The sequence below is a fragment of the Curtobacterium flaccumfaciens UCD-AKU genome, assembly GCF_000349565.1.
GTDB classification, from domain to species: domain Bacteria; phylum Actinomycetota; class Actinomycetes; order Actinomycetales; family Microbacteriaceae; genus Curtobacterium; species Curtobacterium poinsettiae.
The window spans coordinates 285,059-301,436 of record NZ_KB714628.1; the positions used below are offsets into that span (position 1 = coordinate 285,059).

Below are 16,378 nucleotides of genomic sequence, written 5' to 3' on the forward strand. Positions count from 1 at the left end.
ACGGGAGGCCCGTGGCGGCGTCGCCACGGGCCTCCCGTCCGTCTTCTGGTCGCGTTACGACGGGCGCTACCGCACCCGCTTGATGGGGATCACGACGAGTGCGCCGATGAGGGCGATCGCACCGGCGGCCCAGCACATGAGCTCGTAGTTGTCGGCTGCTCCGTCGGACCCGACCTTCAGGAAGAACAGGGCGATCGCCGGAGCGAGCGACTGCGGCAACGCGTTCGCGATGTTGATGACACCGAGGTCCTTGCCGGGCCGGTCGGCGTTCGGCAGCACGTCGACGACGAGCGCCGTGTCGATGGCCGAGTAGATGCCGTAGGCGAAGCCCATGATGATCTCGGCGACGTAGAAGCCGGTGACCGTGTCGGCGTGTGCGAGCGCGACGAGCCCCACCGCGAACATGGCCGTCGATCCACCGACGAACACCTTGCGCCGACCGAGCTTGTCCGAGGCCCAGCCGGACAGCGCCGCGCTGATCAGCAGCGCGATCGTGTAGAGCAGGACACCGAAGGCGACGGCGGCCGTGGCGTCCTTCGGCTTCTCGATGCCGATGTGCTCCTGCATGTAGAGCAGGCGGTACGTCGTGAACATGAACGTCGCCAGGATGATGAGGAAGCGCGACCACCAGGCGAACGCGAAGTCCGGGTTCTTGACCGGGTTCGTCCAGAACGACGCGACGAGGTTCAGGAACGTGAACTTCTTGAGCGTGTAGGTCGGCAGGTCGTCCCGGGCCACCACGGCGTACACGGCCACCAGGATGATCGCCAGGATGCCCGGCGCGATGAACAGCACGGGCAGGTTCGCCACGAAGAAGACCGACAGGTACGTGCCGGCGAGCACGGCGATGTTCTGCGCCAGCGCGATGATGCTCGAGGACCGGCCACGCTGCAGCTGCGGCACGTTGTCGGCGAAGCTCGCGAGCAGGGTGGCGAGGGTGGCGTTCGCGGCGAGCTGGGCGAGCAGCCAGGCCAGCGTCAGGTTGAGGACGTCCGGCGAGTAGGCGATCCAGGCGAGGGCGATCGCGAAGACGACGACACCGCTGAGCAGCCAGGGGCGACGACGGCCCCAGCGCGTGCGGGTGCGGTCGGACAGGGCGCCAGCCAGGGGGTTCATGATGAGCGCACCGAACGCGCCGATCGGCAGCACCGAACCGATGACGTTCGCGGCGTCGTCGCCGACCAGGGCCTGCGCCTTGAGCTGCATGCTCACGTAGACGGGGGCCATGAGCGCGACGAAGAGGCCGAACTGCCCGAGGAACAGGGCGATCTGGTAGCCGATGCCCACCTTCACCGTGCTGACGGGCTGGGTGATGCCCTCTTCCGGGTTGAGCAGTGCCGGGCTGCCGGGTTCGGGTGTGCTCATGACGCCTCCTTGAGTCGATGAAAACCTTGCTCGGCAAGGTTTTTCCGACGCGAGCATACATCGACAGGTGTCGTCTGCAACACCGGGCACGTCACGGGCCGTGACGGGCAGACGATCCGGACCGCGTCGCACGGGGCAGCAAAAACTACACACCGGGTGGTTTTTGGGGTAGCGTCGTCATCGATCTCGCCGCGGAGCATCGCTCCTCGACGGGCCGCGACACCCAGACAGGATCGAAGGAGCCTCTGCAATGCCCACCACTTCTGTGCAGCTGTACTCGCTGCGCGACGCCATCGCCGAAGACCTCGACAAGGCCATCGCCCGTGTCGCCGAGATCGGGTACGAGAACGTCGAGCCCTACGCGTTCGTCGAGCGCGCCACCGACCTCGAGCGTGCGTTCGCGGCCACCGGCCTCAAGGCTCCGTCCGGCCACGTCGCCGTGATCGACGCCGAGGACACCGCGCCGATCTGGGACGCCGCCGAGCGCCTCGGCATCCACACCGTCATCGACCCCTTCATCCCGACCGACCGCTGGCAGACCGCCGACGACGTCGCGAAGATCGCCGAGCGCGTCAACGAGCTGACCGCCGAGGCCGCCGGCCGTGGCCTGCAGTTCGGGTACCACAACCACCAGTGGGAGTTCACGAACAAGGTCGACGGCCGCACCGTCTACGACCTGTTCGTGTCGCAGCTGTCGCCGGAGACCGTCCTCGAGGTCGACACCTTCTGGGCGACCGTCGGTGGCGCCGACGCCCCCACCGTGCTCACGGGCCTGGGCGACCGCGTCGTCGCGATCCACGTCAAGGACGGCAAGGTCGACGGTGACATCCGCACCGCGCTGCCCTCGTCCGAGAGCGCCCTGATCGTGCCCGAGGCACTGCAGCGCGCCTTCGAGAACCAGACCCCCGCCGGCCAGGGCGACGTCGACGTGGCCGCCATCCTCGCCGCCGCACCCGAGGCCATCCGCGTGGTCGAGTTCGACGCGTACAAGGGCGACGTCTTCGAGGGCATCACCGAGTCCCTCACCTGGCTCAAGGACAACGACAAGTGAGCCGCGTCGGGATCGGCATCATCGGTGCCGGCAACATCTCCACGCAGTACCTCGAGAACCTGACGAAGTTCGCCGACGTCGAGGTCCGCTTCGTCGCCGACGTGCTGCTCGACCGCGCTGCTGCCCAGGCGGCGGAGTACGGCGTCGCCGCGTCCGGCACGGTCGAGGAGCTCCTCGCCCGCGACGACATCTCGATCGTGATCAACCTGACGATCCCGGCCGCACACGCCGAGGTCGACCAGCAGATCATCGACGCCGGCAAGCACGTCTGGAGCGAGAAGCCGATCGCCACCGACCACGCGTCGGCCGCGGCGGTGCTCGAGTCGGCGAAGGCCAAGGGCCTGCGCGTCGCGACCGCTCCGGACACCGTGCTCGGCGCGGGCATCCAGACGGCGCTCCGTGCCATCGCCCGCGGCGACATCGGTGAGCCGCTCTCCGCGACCACGCTGTTCCACGTCCCCGGACCCGAGGCGTGGCACCCGAACCCGGACTTCCTGTTCGCCACCGGTGCCGGTCCCCTGTTCGACATGGGCCCGTACTACGTGACGACCCTGGTGCACGCGTTCGGCACCGCCTCGCGCGTGCAGGCCGTCTCGTCGAAGTCGCTCGACCGTCGCACGATCGCGTCCGGCCCCCGCGCCGGCGAGACGTTCCCGGTCGAGGTCCCGACGCACCACGCGGCCCTGATCGAGTTCGCCGGCGGGCAGTCCGCACAGTCGACGTTCTCGTTCCAGCACGCCCTGCCCCGCATGGGCTTCGTCGAGATCAACGGCACGCTCGGCACGATCTCGCTGCCCGACCCGAACACCTTCGAGGGCTCGTCGCAGCTCTGGCGCTACGGGCAGGACGAGCCCGAGACGCTCGAGGCGGTCGGCTCCACCTGGGGTCGTGGCACCGGTGTCGTCGAACTCGCCCGCGCCATCGCCGAGGACCGCCCCGAGCGTGCCTCCGGCGCCGTCGCGCTGCACGTGCTCGACGTCCTGCTCGGCATCCGTGACGCGGCCGAGTCGGGGTCCGCCGTCGACATCACGTCGACCGTGGACGCGATCCCGCCGCTGCCCGAGGACTTCGACCCCGCGGCAGCCGTGCTGACCGCGGGCGCGAACGCCTAGGAGCGCCGCGCGCACCACGAGCACCACTTCGTGAGCAGGAATGGTCGGGTCCCCACCGGGAACCCGACCATTTCTGCTCACCAAGCGAAGCCGCGCGAGCGAGCCCGCGCGAGCGCCGCGCCCCGCGTCAGACCAGCGCGGTGAAGGACGCGTCGCGCACGAGCAGCGTCGCCGCGTCGCCCACCACGGCCTGGTCGGGGTCGCTCGACAGCCCGAGCGACCAGTTGCCGCCGCCCGGACGCTCCGGCAGCGTGAACTCCACCGTGGTGCCCGACGCGTTCAGCAGCACGGCCACGGTGTCGTCCCCCTGGTGCAGCACGAGCGTCACGGCCCGGTTGCCGCCGTCCGCCCAGTCGCCGTCCTCGAACCCGGCGGCATCGGCGCGGAGCACGCTCACCGTCGACTCCGAGTCACCGGGCGCGGTGCGGAACCACTCCGGACGCAGCGCCCGGTGCTGCCGACGGAACGCGATCGCCGCCGTGGTGAAGGCGAGCAGGTCCTGGTCGGCGGCGGCCCAGTCGAACCACGAGATCTCGTCGTCCTGGCAGTACGCGTTGTTGTTGCCGCCCTGCGACCGGGCGAGTTCGTCGCCACCCAGGATCATCGGGACGCCGGCGGAGAGCAGCAGGGTGCCGAGGAAGTTGCGGCGCTGCCGGTCGCGGTAGTCGTTCACCGCGCCGTCGTCGGTCGGGCCCTCGATGCCGCCGTTGAACGAGGTGTTGTCGCTCTCGCCGTCGTTGTTGTCCTCGCCGTTGGCCTCGTTGTGCTTGTCGGCGTACATCGTCAGGTCGGCCAGGGTGAAACCGTCGTGGGCGGTCACGAAGTCGACCGAGCAGAGCGGTGAGCGGCGCGACCCCTCGTAGACGTCCGGGCTGCCCAGGACCCGCTGGACGGCGTCGCCGAGCGCACCCTCGTCACCACGCCAGAAGGCGCGCAGGTCGTCGCGGTACTTGCCGTTCCACTCGGACCAGTCGGCCGGGAACCCGCCCACCTGGTAGCCGGCGGTGTCCCACGGCTCGGCGATCATCTTGACCTCGCGCAGCACGGGGTCCTGATGGATGATGTCGAGGAACGCGGAGTGCTTCTCGGCCTCGCCGTCCTGGCGGGTCAGGGTCGTGGCCAGGTCGAACCGGAAGCCGTCGACGTGCATCTCCTCGACCCAGTAGCGGAGCGAGTCCATGATCAGGCCGAGCGCTGCCGGGTGTCCGACGTTCAGGCTGTTGCCGGTGCCGGTGGTGTCGAAGTAGTTCGCCTCGTCACCCTCGACCAGCCGGTAGTACGACTGGTTGTCGATCCCCTTGAACGACAGCGTCGGGCCCATGTGGTTGCCCTCGGCGGTGTGGTTGTAGACGACGTCCATGATGACCTCGAGCCCCGCGGCGTGCAGGGCCTTGACCATCGACTTGAACTCGGCGACCTGCTGTCCGGCGGTGCCCGAGGACGAGTACTCGTCGTGCGGCGCGAAGAAGCCGATGCTGTTGTAGCCCCAGTAGTTGCGGAGCCCCTTGTCGAGCAACGTCGAGTCCTGCACGAACTGGTGCGTCGGCAGCAGCTCGACCGCGGTGACGCCGAGGTCGGTCAGGTGCTTGAACGCCGCCGGGTGGGCCATGCCGGCGTAGGTGCCGCGGATCTCCTCGGGGACGTCCGGGTGCTGCTTCGTGAAGCCCTTGACGTGCACCTCGTACACGACGGTGTCGGCGAGCGGGGTCCGCAGCAGGCTGTCGCCGTCCCAGTCGAAGGACCGGTCGGCGACGACGGACTTGGGCATCGCGCTGGCCGAGTCGGTCTCGTCGATCTGCTCGGGCTCGTTCATGTCGTGACCGAAGAGCGCCTGGCCCCACTCGTACTCGCCGTCGATCGCGGTGGCGTAGGGGTCGAGCAGGAGCTTCGCGCCGTTGTGGCGGAGGCCGTTCGCCGGGTCCCACGCGCCGTGCACGCGGAAGCCGTAGCGGGTGCCGACCCTCACCCCGGGGACGACGTCGTGGAAGGTGTAGCCGGTGCGGTTGCGGAGCTCGGTGCGGTGCTCGGTGCCGTCGTCGTCGAAGGTGCAGAACTCGACGCGCTCGGCGGTGCTCGAGAACAGGGCGACGTTGGCGCCCCCGTCGACGAGCGTGACGCCGAGCGGGGTGCGCGTGGAAGTGGTCATGCTGCCCTTCTACCGGCCGGTCGCTGTGCCACCGGCAGTCTGGGCGTACCCCTGGCCGCTCAGCGCACCGGCGGGACCAGCTGCTCCAGCAGCCGCAGCACCCGTTCACCGTCGACGGCGTCGGGGTCGAGCAGCCACTGCACCTGCAGCCCGTCGGACGCCGCGATGCTCAGGCTCGCCAGGTCGACCGGGTCCAGGTCGGTGCGGATCCGTCCGCTCGCCTGGTCCGCCTCGATGAGCACGGCGAGTTCGGCGCGCAGCCGGGCGAAGCGTTCGCGCATGAAGTCGCGCGTGGCCGGGTGGCCTTCCTGCACCGCGTCGGCGGCGAGGGTCGTGTACAGCTGCACCAGCCCCGGCACGGCACGGTTGCGCGACGCGCTCTCGCGCATGTCGCCGATCGCCGACTTCATCCGGTCGGGTGCGCCCTGCTCGCGGACCTCGTGCTCCCGGTAGACGGCGAGCAGCAGTTCGTCGCGGCTCGGGAAGTAGTGGCGGAGTGCCGCGTGCGTGATCCCGAGGGCCTCGGCCACGGAACGGAGCGACGAAGCGTCGACCCCCTGTTCCGCGACCATGCGGATCATCTCGTCGAGGATCTGGGTGCGCCGCTCGGCGCCCTTGCGGTACCCGCCGCGGCGCGGCTGGGCCGCGTCGGCGTCGTCCGCGGGGTGGGTCATGCACCCAACTTACCGTTGGAAGGTTTTTACGCCACCGTCGGACGGGAGGCCCGTGGCGGGCGCACCACGGGCCTCCCGTCCGCATCGCGGTCGCGCCGCACCCGTCGGGTCGCGTCAGCCGGGCGCGCTCGCGTCAGTCCTGGTCGTCGACCGTGTACTCGTCGACCGGCGCGGGCGAGCCCGCGGCGAGCGCGTCGACGATCTTCGTGAGCGAGTCGGCGAGGACGGCGTTGTCCGCGTCGGGCAGCTGCTCGAGCACCTGGACGACGGCCTCGTGGAACCGTGCGTACGAGGCGTCGATCTTCTCGGTGGCCTGGTCCGTGGGGGCGAGCACCTGCGCACGGCGGTCCGTGGGGTGCGCCGCGCGGGACAGCAGCCCCTTCTGCACGAGCCCGTCGACGATCTTGGTGACCGACGCGTTCGAGACGGCGAGCATGACGGCCAGGTCCTTCGGGCCCGTCGTCCGGCCGTCCCGGTGCGCCTGCAGCAGGTACCGGACGGCGAGGAACTCGTTCTTCGTCAGGCCGCTCTCGATGCGGGCGGACTCGATCTGCTGGTCCTCGGCGTGCTGCAGGCGGAGCAACGCGTCGACGGCGGTCTTCGCGGCCCGCGACTCGGGTTCGCGGGTGTAGAGGTGGACGTGCTCTCGACGGACGACGGTCAACGGCATGGGGTCATGCGCTCCTTGCTATACGGCAGGCGTGGTGAAGAAGTCCGCGTAGGACGGCTCGGAGCGACCGGCGAGCAGCGAGGGGTCCTGGATGCGACGCGCGACGTACGCGTCGATGACCGCCGGGTCGGTGAGGCCGACGCGCGTGTGGCTGCTGCCGATCGTCGCGACCCGAGGCATCCCGGAGTACGTGCTGTGCATGTCCTGTCCCGCCCTTCTTGCTTGCCGTGTGTCCCGTTCGGACGGCTGAACTCTTTCACACAGTGAACGGTCAGTTCAACGAACCATTCGCGCTGTGTACGTTTTGCGCGCTGCGTGGTTCTCGGCGTCCTCTGAGCGTTCTTTTGGCACTCGCCAGGGTCGAGTGCTAAAACGGTGGCAGTTGAGTCGAGGGGACTCAACGAGAACCACGAAGGAGTTGATTTCGATGACGATGAACTTCGATCCGTTCCGCGAGCTCGACCGACTCGCGGGTTCGCTCCTCGGCACCGCCGCCGGCCCGCGCTCGATGCCGATGGACCTGTACCGCACCGGGGACCACTACGTCCTCGACGTCGACCTGCCCGGCATCGACCCGGGCTCCGTCGACATCGACGTGGACGGTTCCGTCCTGACCATCCGCGCCGAGCGCACCCTGGGCGCGCCCGAGGGCTCGCAGTGGCTCACCCGTGAGCGCCAGCCCGGCACGTACGTCCGGCAGCTGACGCTCGGCGACGGCCTCGACGCCGAGCGCATCACCGCCGGGTACGACAACGGCGTGCTCAGCGTCACGATCCCGGTCAAGGAGTCCGCGAAGCCGCGCAAGATCGCCGTCACCGTCGGTGGCGGGTCCGAGCAGCTCGCGGTCGGTTCCGGTGCCGCCGGTTCCGGCACCGCCGCCGAGTGAGGAGCTGAGCGATGACGTCCGTCCTGCTGCACGCGGTGGTCGCGGTCCTCGTCGTCACCGCGGCGCTCGCACTGACGAGCCTGGACCGGCGCACCGCCGTGCTCCTCGGGGCCACCGGCAGCCTGACCGGCACGTTCCTGGCCTGGCTCGCCGCTCCACGGCTCCTCGAGCAGTCGCTCCTGGCGCCCTGGGTCGCGTCGGTGCTCGGCACGGCCCTGCTGATCGCAGGGTGGAGCGCGGTCCGCGCCTACTCGGGCATCTTCGAGGCACCGCGCGACGAAGAACCCGAGACGGGGGCGCTGATGACCGTGGGCGGGTCCGCCCCGTCGGTGCGGTGACCACCTGACGGACAGGAGGCCCGGTGCACGTCGTGCGCCGGGCCTCCCGTCGTTCCGTGGGTTGCGGGACTACTCCTTGTGCAGCGTGTCCTGCACCAGGCCGGCCGTCTTCTCGACGACGTTCGGCAGCTCGGTGGTGCCGTACAGCCGGACGTCGGGGTGGGTGGGCGGGGGCATCGGGACCGAGGTCGTGGGGCCGTCGTGGTACGAGTACTCGCCCTTGCCGTCGAACGAGGGGCCGCTCGCCCACGGGCCGTTCTTCGCCTCGGCACCGTCGGAGAAGTTGAGGTACTGGTAGCTGACCTCCTGGTTCTCCTTCGACTGCGGGAAGTTGCTCGGCACGGGGAAGCCCTCGACGCCCTGCTCGCGCAGCTCAGCGGCGGCGGTCGCCCACATGTTCTGGTGCATCGTGTCGCGGGCGATGAGGAAGGACAGCAGGTCCCGCACGCCGTGGTCGTCGGTCATGTGGTAGAGCCGGGCGGCCTGCACACGGCCCTGCATCTCGGCGTTCTCGTTCGCCGTGAAGTCGGCGAGCAGGTTGCCGCTGGCGGTGATGTACGAGCCCTGCCAGGGGTTGCCGTTGCTGTCCACTGGACGGGCGCCCGCACCGGCGACGATGGCGTGCTGGACGTCCGTGCCACCGACGATCGCGGCGACCGTGGGGTCGTCCTGCACCGCGTCCTCGGTGATGCCGAGCGGGGACTTCTCGAGCAGCTGCGCGATCATCGTCGCGAGCATCTCGACGTGGCCCATCTCCTCGGCGCCGATGCCGAACACCATGTCGCGGTACTTGCCGGGGATGTGCATGTTCCACGCCTGGAACTGGTACTGCATGGCGACGGAGATCTCCCCGTACTGGCCACCGAGCACCTCCTGCAGCTTGCGGGCGTAGACGGCGTCGGGCTTGTCGGGCGTTGCCGTGAACTGCAGTTCCTGCTTGTGGAAGTACACGTGGCTCTCCTTCACTCCAGCGGGTGCCCGTCGATCGAGCGGGTCCGTGTGCGATGGTCGGCGCGACCGCCTCAGCGCCGCCTCAAGGAAAGCCAGATCGCGCAGACGGGCGTCAGCGTCCTCTCCCGCGTCGACGCAAGGCGACGACCCCGGCCCACACCGTGCAGCCGGTGAACCCGAGAACGAGCACGGACACGACGGGGATCGCGAACCCGTCTCCGATCGACTGCTGTCCGCGGAGCCAGACGACGACGAGGAGCAGTACCAAACACCCTGCGGCGATGATCGTCGCGACATTGCCAGCTGATCGTGAGCCCATGTCCACCTCGTTCCGTTGCGATACCCACCGCATGCACACCTGACGGCTTGCTTGTGATTCCTCAAGAGTAAGTTCGTTGGACGAAGATCTGACCACCGGAGCTCCTGCCCCCATCGGGTGGGGGCTCCGGTGCGCGACGGGCGGGCAGACCGCACCGTCCCGGCATAGCGTGGCCGCGTGGACCTCGAACTCAAGAACCGTGTCGCACTCGTCGTCGGAGGCAAGGGGTACATCGGTACCGCCGTCGCCGACCGCCTCCGCACCGAGGGGGCGACCGTCGTCGTCGCTTCCCGCAGCGCCGAGGACTCCGACGGCAGCGTGCCGATCGACACCGCCTCGCAGGAGTCGGTGGACGTTGGCATCGCCGCCGTCCTCGAGCGGCACGGGCGCATCGACGTGCTGGTCGTGACCGCTGCCCCGAGCGCGAGCACCCTCGACCCGGCCCGGAAGTCCGACCCGGAGCAGGTCCTCGACGCGATCGACGGCAAGGCGCTCGGGTTCCTCCGCGTCGCGAACGCCGTGCTCCCCGCCCAGCGCGAGGCCGGATTCGGTCGCGTGGTCGTGGTGAGCGGGCAGAACGCCTACTTCTCCGGCAACATCACGGCGTCGCTCCGGAACACTGCGGTGAGCGTCATCGCAAAGAACCTGGCCGACGACGTGGCGGGCACCGGGGTCACGGTGAACGTCGTCAACCCCGGGACCGTGACGGACACCCCGTCCGCCGAGGTCCGCCCAGGTGGCCCCGGCGACTCGACACCGCAGCAGATCGCCGACCTCGTCGCGTTCCTGTCGTCGCCGCTGAACGCGGTGTCCGGCGAGTCCGTCTCGATCGCGCACCGGCAGCTGGGATCCGTCGTCGTCTGATCCCCGAGTACCGGGTGATCGCCCCTCGCTTCACCCGCAGGGACGAAGCGCTTCGCCCCTGCGCCCGATGCCCCGGCGACTCCGCGCCACGAGTCTGGTGACATGGAGTCCTCGACGAAGCACACGATCGCCACGCTGCTGCTCTGCGCCGCGATCGTCACCACGACCGTCATCGCCCTCGCCGCCATGACCGCGGGCGCGTGACGTCGGTCCGCGCTGCACGGCGTGGGCGGCATGCGATGATCGAGCCGTGACCGAACGGGGCAGGTTCCTCCGGCCGCTCGCCACCCGGTCGATCGTCGTCGACGTGGCCTGGGCGGTCCTGGCGGCGTTCGTCTTCCTGCTGCCCATCGACCTCGAGCTCGAGCACGCGAGCCTCGCCGCGGTGCTGTCGGCCTCGGTGGCGATCGCCCTGCGCCGCATCTCCCCGTCGGCCGCGATGGCGATGGTCGTCGTCCTCGGGGTGATCCAGGTCGGCGGCGGCGAGCGCCCGTCGCTGGTGGACCTCGCGATGTTCGTCGTGATCGGGACCGCCGCGGTCGTCGGCACCCGCACCGAGGTCGTCGTCTCCGGTGTGCTCGCGGTCGTCGCCGGAGCGGGTGCGACGGTCTACCTGGCGTCGACCGGCTTCCGGTTCCTCGTGCTCATCAACGGTCCCCGCGACCAGGCGTTCCTGGCGATGGCCGCCCCGGTGACCGCGCTGCTCGGGGTCTGGGCGGGCGGTGTCGCCGTCCGGGCCTTCCGCTCCCGCGACCGCGAGTCGGAGCGCCGTGCCGATGCCGAGGCCGCAGCCTCACGTGCCGAGGCCGTCGCCACCGAGGCCGAGGCCACCGCCACCCGCGCGATCGACGTCGCTGAGTCCGAACGCATCCGCGCGGACATCGCCCGGGACGTGCACGACGTCGTCGGCCACTCGCTCGCGGTCATCATCGCGCAGGCCGACTCGGTGCCGTTCCTCGACGACGAGGCGCGCATCCGAGCGGTCAGCGCCACCATCGCGAGCACCGCCCGCAGCTCCCTGGTCGAGGTCCGACAGGTCCTCGGCCACATCGACGGCTCCGCCGAGGCGACCGGCCCGGGCTCGCTCGAGGAGATCGTGCAGGGCATCCGCGACGCCGGGGTCGACGTCGACCGCACGGTGCGCGGGGTCCCGCTGGCCCTGCGCCCGGACACCGGCACCGCCGCCCGCCGCGTGCTGCAGGAGATGCTCACGAACGCCCTGCGCCACGGCGCCCCCGGCAACCCGGTCGTCGTGCGGGAGACCTGGCGGAACGCCGACCTGGTGCTCGAGGTCGAGAACGTCGCCGGTGACGGCACCACGGCCGGCTCGGGCCGCGGGATCGACGGCATGGACTCGCGCCTCGGCGCCCTCGGTGGGTCGTTCGACGCCGCCGTGCTGGACGACGTGTTCACGGCACGCGCCCGCATCCCGTTCGACGTCCAAGGGGGACCCGTCCGATGACCGGACCGATCAGGATCCTGCTCACCGACGACCAGGCGCTGTTCCGCGCGGGGCTCCGGGTGGTGCTCGATGCCCAGGACGACATGCGTGTGGTCGGTGAGGCCTCCGACGGGGCCGAAGCGCTCGCGCTCATCCCCGAGGTGCGGCCCGACGTGGTGCTGCTCGACATGCGGATGGCCGGCATGGACGGCGTGGAGACCGTCCGGCAGCTCTACTCCGGCGCCGTCCCGGGTCCGCTGCCCCGCGTCGTCGTGCTCACCACCTTCGGGCTCGACCCTGCGGCGGCGACCGCGATCCGGCTCGGCGCCAGCGGGTTCCTGCTCAAGGACACCACGCCGCCGTTCCTGTTCGCCGCGGTGCGTGCCGTGCACGAGGGCAGCTCGGTCATCGCCCCGAACGACCTCGCGCAGCTGTTCGGCACCGACGTGGCACGGGCCCCGGCACCGCAGCCGCCGGAGTTCGCGACCCTGACCGAGCGGGAGCGCGTCGTGTTCGGGTGGGCGTCCCGTGGCCTGTCGAACGCCGAGATCGCCACGAAGGAGTACGTCACCGAGTCGACGGTGAAGACCCAGATCTCGAGCATCCTCGGCAAGCTGTCACTGCGCGACCGGGTGCAGCTCGTCGTCTACGCCCACGACCACGGGCTGGCGGGCACCCGCGAGGACTAGTCCGCGGCGACCTCGTCGAGGATCGCCTCGACCGCGGCCGGGTCGTGGGCGAAGCGTCCGAGGAACAGGCCGCTGATCCGCCCCTGCCCCCGGGTGAGCAGACCGGGCCCGGCGCTGCCCCCGTAGAGCACGGTGCTGCCGTGCAGCTCGGGCCGCGTGGCGAGGTGCTGCTCGATCCCGGCGAGCACCGCCACGATGTGGTCGTCCGGTGCGGGTACCGGGGCGCCGATCGCCCACACCGGTTCGTAGGCGACGGTCAGGGGTCCGGCGAGCCCGTCGGCGACGGCGGTGGAGACGGCCCGGTCGAGCTGCGCGGTCACCGCCGCCACCGCTTCCGTCGGATCGGAGGCCCGGTCCGGCTCCCCGACGCAGACCAGCGGACGCAGGTGGTTCCGGAACGCCGCGTGCACCTTCCCCGCGATCGTCGCGTCGTCCTCGTGGAACAGGGAACGCCGTTCGGCGTGCCCGATCTCGACCAGGTCGACACCGATCTCCCGCAGCTCGGCGCCGGAGACCTCGCCGGTGAACGCGCCCGCGTCGGCCCACGACAGGTCCTGCGCGGCGAGCTGCACACCGGTGCCGGCGAGCAGGTCACGCACCGGGACGAGCGCCGGGAACGTCGGCGCCACGAACAGCGTCGCCGCTCCCGACAGCGTCGCGGGGTGTCGCCGGGCGATGTCCGCGACCTCGGCCGCCCACGACAGCGTCCGGGCGTGCGAGAAGTACGTCTTCAGCGACACCCCGACGGTGATCACGGGGCGACCGTCTCCACGACGAGGGCGAAGGACAGCGCACCGGGGTCCGCGGTGCCGACGGCCTGGTCGGCGTGCGTGCGCGCCCGGCCCATCTTCGGCACGAGAGACTCCGTGCCGTCCGCGGCTTCGCGGGCGGCACGGACGGCGTCGCCCCAGGCCTCGGCGAGCGCCGCCCCGGCGTCGAGCCGGGTGCGGAGCACCTCGTCGAACGGCACCAGGGCGTCCACCATCGTCTTGTCACCGACGGTGGCGCCGAACGCGAGCACGGCCTCGGTGGCCGCGCGGACCCCCTGCGCGACGGTGGCACCCGACGGACGCGAGTCGTCCCCGACCACGCGACCCAGTGCCTCCAGGGCGGCACCCCAGATCGCACCGGACGTGCCGCCGGCCTTGTCGGACCAGGCATCCGCGGCGACCAGCAGGACGGTGCCGGCACCGGCACCGCGGCTGACCGCGTCGGCGGCCGCGACGTCGGCGGCGTGCGATCCGCGCTGCATCCCGATGCCGTGGTCGCCGTCACCGGCCACGGCGTCGATGCGCCCGAGTTCGTCGGCGTGCTCGTCGAGGACGGCGCGGACCGCGGCGAACCCGGCGGCGACCTGCTCGGCGACAGCGCGTGACTCGTCGGTCGCCGGGCCGATGCCGACGCCCTCGGCGTCCGCCGCCACGGTGGACGGGTCGACGCGCTGCTCGGCGACCGCACCACCCTTGCGGTAGGCGGGGGTGTCCGCGGGTGCTGCCCAGAGTTCCTCGAGCTCGTCGTCGAGCCAGAACAGCGTCAGGGAGACCCCGGCCATGTCGAAGCTCGTGACGAGTTCGCCGACCTCGGGCTCCACGATGACGACCCCGGCGTCCGCCAGGCGCCGCTGCACCGAGCGGTAGACGACGAAGAGCTCCTCGTACTTGACCGAGCCCAGGCCGTTCAGGATCGGGACCACCCGCTGGCCCTCGAGTGCCACGCCGTCGGGCAGTTCGTCGAGCAGCCGGCACACCAGCAGCTCGGCCAGGCCGTCCGCGGTGGGCACGTCCGTCTCGTCGATGCCACGCTCGCCGTGGATGCCCATGCCGACCGCCATCCGGCCCTCGGGGACCGTGAACAGGGGTTCCTCGGCACCCGGCAGCGCGCACCCGGAGAACGCGACGCCGAAGCTGCGCGTCCGGTCGTTCGCCCGCTCGGCGACGGCGGTGACCGTGTCGAGGTCGTCCCCGCGCTCGGCGGCGGCGCCGGCGACCTTGAAGACGCAGAGGTCACCCGCGATGCCGCGGCGCTTTGCGCGGTCGTCGGCCGGGGCGCTCGTCACGTCGTCGGTGACGCGGACCGTCCGAACCGGGATGCCGTCGGCCTCGAGCGTGCGGGCAGCGGCGTCGAAGTTCAGGACGTCACCGGCGTAGTTGCCGTAGCTGAGCAGCACCCCGCCGCCGTGCTCGGCGGCCTTCGCGACGCCGGTGACCTGCTGGGCGCTGGGGCTGGCGAACAGGTTGCCCATCGCGGCACCCGCGGCCAAGCCGTGTCCGACCAGTCCGCCGAACGCGGGGTAGTGCCCCGAGCCGCCGCCGATCACGACGGCGACCGTGCCGTCGGGGCTCGTGGTGGCGCGGGCGACGCCGCCGTGCACCTTCCGCACCCACCGTTCGTTCGCGGCGACGAAGCCGTCGGTCGCCTCGTCGGCGAAGTCCGCCGGGTCGTTGAACAGTCGGGTCATCGCTTGCTGCCCTTCGGGTCGGTGGTGCGGACGTGCGAGGTGTCGAGCAGCTCGTCGGCCTTGGCCCCGCGGAAGAACTTGGTGCAGAAGATCATCACCGCGGCGACGAACGCCAGGACGCCGAGCGAGACGATGCCGAACGCACCGCTGTCGGTGGGCACCACCTCGTTGATCGCGGTGCGCATGATCGGGGCGACGAACCCGCCGAGGTTGCCGAGCGAGTTGATCAGGCCGATGCCCGCGGCGGCTGCGGCACCGGTCAGGAACGCCGTCGGGTACGCCCAGGTGATCGGGCCGACGGACAGGAAGCTCGCGACGGCCAGCGTGATGAACAGGATGCCGAGCACCGGCTGCCCGTTCGCCCCCGCCCACGCCGAGCCCAGGATCGACAGGCCGGTCGTGACGTAGAACAGGGTGCCCCAGCGACGACGGCGTCCGACGGAGTCCGCACGCGACCCGATCAGGTAGCAGGCGACGAGTCCGACGAGCCACGGGATCGCGGTCACGAGCCCGACCTGCCAGCCGACGTCCTGCCCGAGCAGCGAGGACACCTGCTGCGGCAGGTAGAACGTCGTGCCGTACACGGCGACCTGCAGGCAGAAGTAGATGATCGTGAAGTACCAGACGCGCCCGCTCGCCATCGCGCGCCAGATGCCCTTCGGGCCGTCCTCGGTGCGAGCGGTGTCCTCGCGCTCCATGGCCGCGGTGAGCGACGCCTTCTCGCCCGGTTCGAGCCACTTCGCCTGCTGTGGACTGTTCGTCAGGAACACCAGGGCCGCGACACCGGCCAGCACCGCGAGGATCCCCTCGCCGGCGAACATGACCTGCCAGCCGTGGAACGGGGTGACCTGGTCACCGACGCTGATGAGGCCGCCGGACAGCGGGGCGCCGATCATCTGCGAGAACGGCTGCGCCAGGTAGAAGATCGCGAACATGCGCACGCGCACCTTGTTCGGGAACCACTCGGACAGGTACATGATCACGCCCGGGAACAACCCGGCCTCGGTCACACCCAGGATGAACCGCAGGATGATGAACATCGTGTCGTTCGTCGTGAAGGCGAACAGTGCGGCGACGATGCCCCACGTGACGGCGATCCGGGCGAGCCAGAAGCGCGCACCGAACCGCTTGAGCAGCAGGTTCGACGGGATCTCGAAGATCGCGTAGCCGATGAAGAAGATGCCGGCGCCCAGGGCGAAGGCGGCGTCGGAGATACCGCGGTCGACGCGCAGGGCCTCTTCGGCGAAGCCGACGTTCGTGCGGTCGAGGAACGCGACGAAGTACAGGATGACGAGCATCGGCATGAGGTGCTTCGTCGCCTTGCCGATGGCGGACTTCAGGCCGGGGTCGTTCGTCGACCCGAGCGCGGGGGCAGGGGGTAGTGACACGGGTTCGCTCCTTTGCGAGCACGGTG

General features: G+C 70.7%; 17 protein-coding genes. 7 read left to right on the forward strand and 10 right to left on the reverse strand.

The features are described from left to right. Positions 1–66 precede the first annotated feature (66 nt). Positions 67–1,365 carry an MFS transporter gene (locus tag H489_RS31295; RefSeq protein WP_017887765.1) on the reverse strand — a complete coding sequence of 433 codons (1,299 nt, stop codon included), beginning with the start codon at positions 1,363–1,365 and terminating at the stop codon, positions 67–69. Positions 1,366–1,615: 250 nt separating this feature from the next. On the opposite strand from H489_RS31295, the gene H489_RS31300 reads away from it, so the two are divergent. Together H489_RS31300 and H489_RS31305 are read left to right on the forward strand one after the other, a co-directional pair. Next, a complete protein-coding gene (locus H489_RS31300; RefSeq protein ID WP_031260100.1) occupies positions 1,616–2,416 on the forward strand; it encodes a sugar phosphate isomerase/epimerase family protein in 801 nt (266 codons plus the stop codon). Continuing rightward, the gene (locus H489_RS31305) at positions 2,413–3,528 is read left to right on the forward strand and encodes a Gfo/Idh/MocA family protein (protein WP_017887767.1); all 1,116 of its coding nucleotides are present in this window, start codon (positions 2,413–2,415) and stop codon (positions 3,526–3,528) included. The genes H489_RS31300 and H489_RS31305 overlap by 4 nt, the downstream gene beginning before the upstream one ends. Before the next feature lie 127 nt (positions 3,529–3,655). Here the strand turns inward: H489_RS31305 and glgX are convergent, their stop codons facing one another. From glgX to H489_RS31325, 4 genes are all read right to left on the reverse strand, one after another. Further along, positions 3,656–5,674 carry a glycogen debranching protein GlgX gene (gene glgX / locus H489_RS31310; RefSeq protein WP_017887768.1) on the reverse strand — a complete coding sequence of 673 codons (2,019 nt, stop codon included), beginning with the start codon at positions 5,672–5,674 and terminating at the stop codon, positions 3,656–3,658. 59 nt (positions 5,675–5,733) lie between these two features. Further along, on the reverse strand, positions 5,734–6,348 hold the full coding sequence (locus tag H489_RS31315; RefSeq protein ID WP_017887769.1) for a TetR/AcrR family transcriptional regulator: 615 nt from the start codon (positions 6,346–6,348) through the stop codon (positions 5,734–5,736). Positions 6,349–6,481: 133 nt separating this feature from the next. Next, positions 6,482–7,018 (reverse strand): MarR family winged helix-turn-helix transcriptional regulator, encoded by a 537-nt coding sequence (locus H489_RS31320; protein ID WP_017887770.1) that lies wholly within the window; start codon positions 7,016–7,018, stop codon positions 6,482–6,484. 18 nt (positions 7,019–7,036) lie between these two features. Then, a complete protein-coding gene (locus tag H489_RS31325; RefSeq protein ID WP_017887771.1) occupies positions 7,037–7,219 on the reverse strand; it encodes a hypothetical protein in 183 nt (60 codons plus the stop codon). 226 nt (positions 7,220–7,445) lie between these two features. On the opposite strand from H489_RS31325, the gene H489_RS31330 reads away from it, so the two are divergent. Beyond that, positions 7,446–7,904: an Hsp20/alpha crystallin family protein gene (locus H489_RS31330; protein WP_017887772.1), complete on the forward strand. Its 459-nt coding sequence runs from the start codon at positions 7,446–7,448 to the stop codon at positions 7,902–7,904. 11 nt (positions 7,905–7,915) lie between these two features. Continuing rightward, on the forward strand, positions 7,916–8,242 hold the full coding sequence (locus H489_RS31335; RefSeq protein WP_017887773.1) for a hypothetical protein: 327 nt from the start codon (positions 7,916–7,918) through the stop codon (positions 8,240–8,242). 69 nt (positions 8,243–8,311) lie between these two features. Here the strand turns inward: H489_RS31335 and H489_RS31340 are convergent, their stop codons facing one another. Both H489_RS31340 and H489_RS37820 read right to left on the reverse strand, forming a co-directional pair. Further along, positions 8,312–9,193, reverse strand: a complete 882-nt coding sequence (locus H489_RS31340) for a manganese catalase family protein (RefSeq protein ID WP_031260104.1) — start codon at positions 9,191–9,193, stop codon at positions 8,312–8,314. A 112-nt stretch (positions 9,194–9,305) separates the two neighbouring features. Then, complete coding sequence (locus H489_RS37820; protein WP_139179578.1) at positions 9,306–9,512, reverse strand: hypothetical protein; 207 nt, start codon at positions 9,510–9,512, stop codon at positions 9,306–9,308. A 177-nt stretch (positions 9,513–9,689) separates the two neighbouring features. Here H489_RS37820 and H489_RS31345 point away from each other — a divergent pair, with 177 nt between their 5' ends. The 3 genes from H489_RS31345 to H489_RS31355 all read left to right on the forward strand — a co-directional run bounded on the left by H489_RS31345 (position 9,690) and on the right by H489_RS31355 (position 12,506). Further along, positions 9,690–10,376: an SDR family NAD(P)-dependent oxidoreductase gene (locus H489_RS31345; protein WP_017887776.1), complete on the forward strand. Its 687-nt coding sequence runs from the start codon at positions 9,690–9,692 to the stop codon at positions 10,374–10,376. Positions 10,377–10,626: 250 nt separating this feature from the next. Continuing rightward, the gene (locus H489_RS31350) at positions 10,627–11,838 is read left to right on the forward strand and encodes a sensor histidine kinase (RefSeq protein ID WP_017887778.1); all 1,212 of its coding nucleotides are present in this window, start codon (positions 10,627–10,629) and stop codon (positions 11,836–11,838) included. After that, the gene (locus H489_RS31355; protein WP_017887779.1) at positions 11,835–12,506 is read left to right on the forward strand and encodes a response regulator; all 672 of its coding nucleotides are present in this window, start codon (positions 11,835–11,837) and stop codon (positions 12,504–12,506) included. The genes H489_RS31350 and H489_RS31355 overlap by 4 nt, the downstream gene beginning before the upstream one ends. Here the strand turns inward: H489_RS31355 and H489_RS31360 are convergent. From H489_RS31360 to H489_RS31370, 3 genes are read right to left on the reverse strand one after another with little or no spacing between them, the layout of a single operon-like run. Next, complete coding sequence (locus H489_RS31360) at positions 12,503–13,261, reverse strand: triose-phosphate isomerase family protein (protein WP_017887780.1); 759 nt, start codon at positions 13,259–13,261, stop codon at positions 12,503–12,505. The genes H489_RS31355 and H489_RS31360 overlap by 4 nt on opposite strands. Further along, positions 13,258–14,964, reverse strand: a complete 1,707-nt coding sequence (locus H489_RS31365; protein WP_017887781.1) for a dihydroxyacetone kinase family protein — start codon at positions 14,962–14,964, stop codon at positions 13,258–13,260. The genes H489_RS31360 and H489_RS31365 overlap by 4 nt, the downstream gene beginning before the upstream one ends. Next, complete coding sequence (locus H489_RS31370; RefSeq protein WP_017887782.1) at positions 14,961–16,352, reverse strand: MFS transporter; 1,392 nt, start codon at positions 16,350–16,352, stop codon at positions 14,961–14,963. Before H489_RS31370 ends, H489_RS31365 begins: the two co-directional genes overlap by 4 nt. Positions 16,353–16,378 lie beyond the last annotated feature (26 nt).

What these genes read in the sequence shown, in the direction of transcription:
- H489_RS31325 (WP_017887771.1), bottom strand. Translation starts at nt 7,219, where the DNA reads ATGCACAGCACGTACTCCGGGATGCCTCGGGTCGCGACGATCGGCAGC.
- H489_RS31315 (WP_017887769.1), bottom strand. Translation starts at nt 6,348, where the DNA reads ATGACCCACCCCGCGGACGACGCCGACGCGGCCCAGCCGCGCCGCGGC.
- H489_RS31320 (WP_017887770.1), bottom strand. Translation starts at nt 7,018, where the DNA reads ATGCCGTTGACCGTCGTCCGTCGAGAGCACGTCCACCTCTACACCCGC.
- H489_RS31365 (WP_017887781.1), bottom strand. Translation starts at nt 14,964, where the DNA reads ATGACCCGACTGTTCAACGACCCGGCGGACTTCGCCGACGAGGCGACC.
- H489_RS31330 (WP_017887772.1), top strand. Translation starts at nt 7,446, where the DNA reads ATGACGATGAACTTCGATCCGTTCCGCGAGCTCGACCGACTCGCGGGT.
- H489_RS37820 (WP_139179578.1), bottom strand. Translation starts at nt 9,512, where the DNA reads ATGGGCTCACGATCAGCTGGCAATGTCGCGACGATCATCGCCGCAGGG.
- H489_RS31295 (WP_017887765.1), bottom strand. Translation starts at nt 1,365, where the DNA reads ATGAGCACACCCGAACCCGGCAGCCCGGCACTGCTCAACCCGGAAGAG.
- H489_RS31300 (WP_031260100.1), top strand. Translation starts at nt 1,616, where the DNA reads ATGCCCACCACTTCTGTGCAGCTGTACTCGCTGCGCGACGCCATCGCC.
- H489_RS31335 (WP_017887773.1), top strand. Translation starts at nt 7,916, where the DNA reads ATGACGTCCGTCCTGCTGCACGCGGTGGTCGCGGTCCTCGTCGTCACC.
- glgX (WP_017887768.1), bottom strand. Translation starts at nt 5,674, where the DNA reads ATGACCACTTCCACGCGCACCCCGCTCGGCGTCACGCTCGTCGACGGG.
- H489_RS31355 (WP_017887779.1), top strand. Translation starts at nt 11,835, where the DNA reads ATGACCGGACCGATCAGGATCCTGCTCACCGACGACCAGGCGCTGTTC.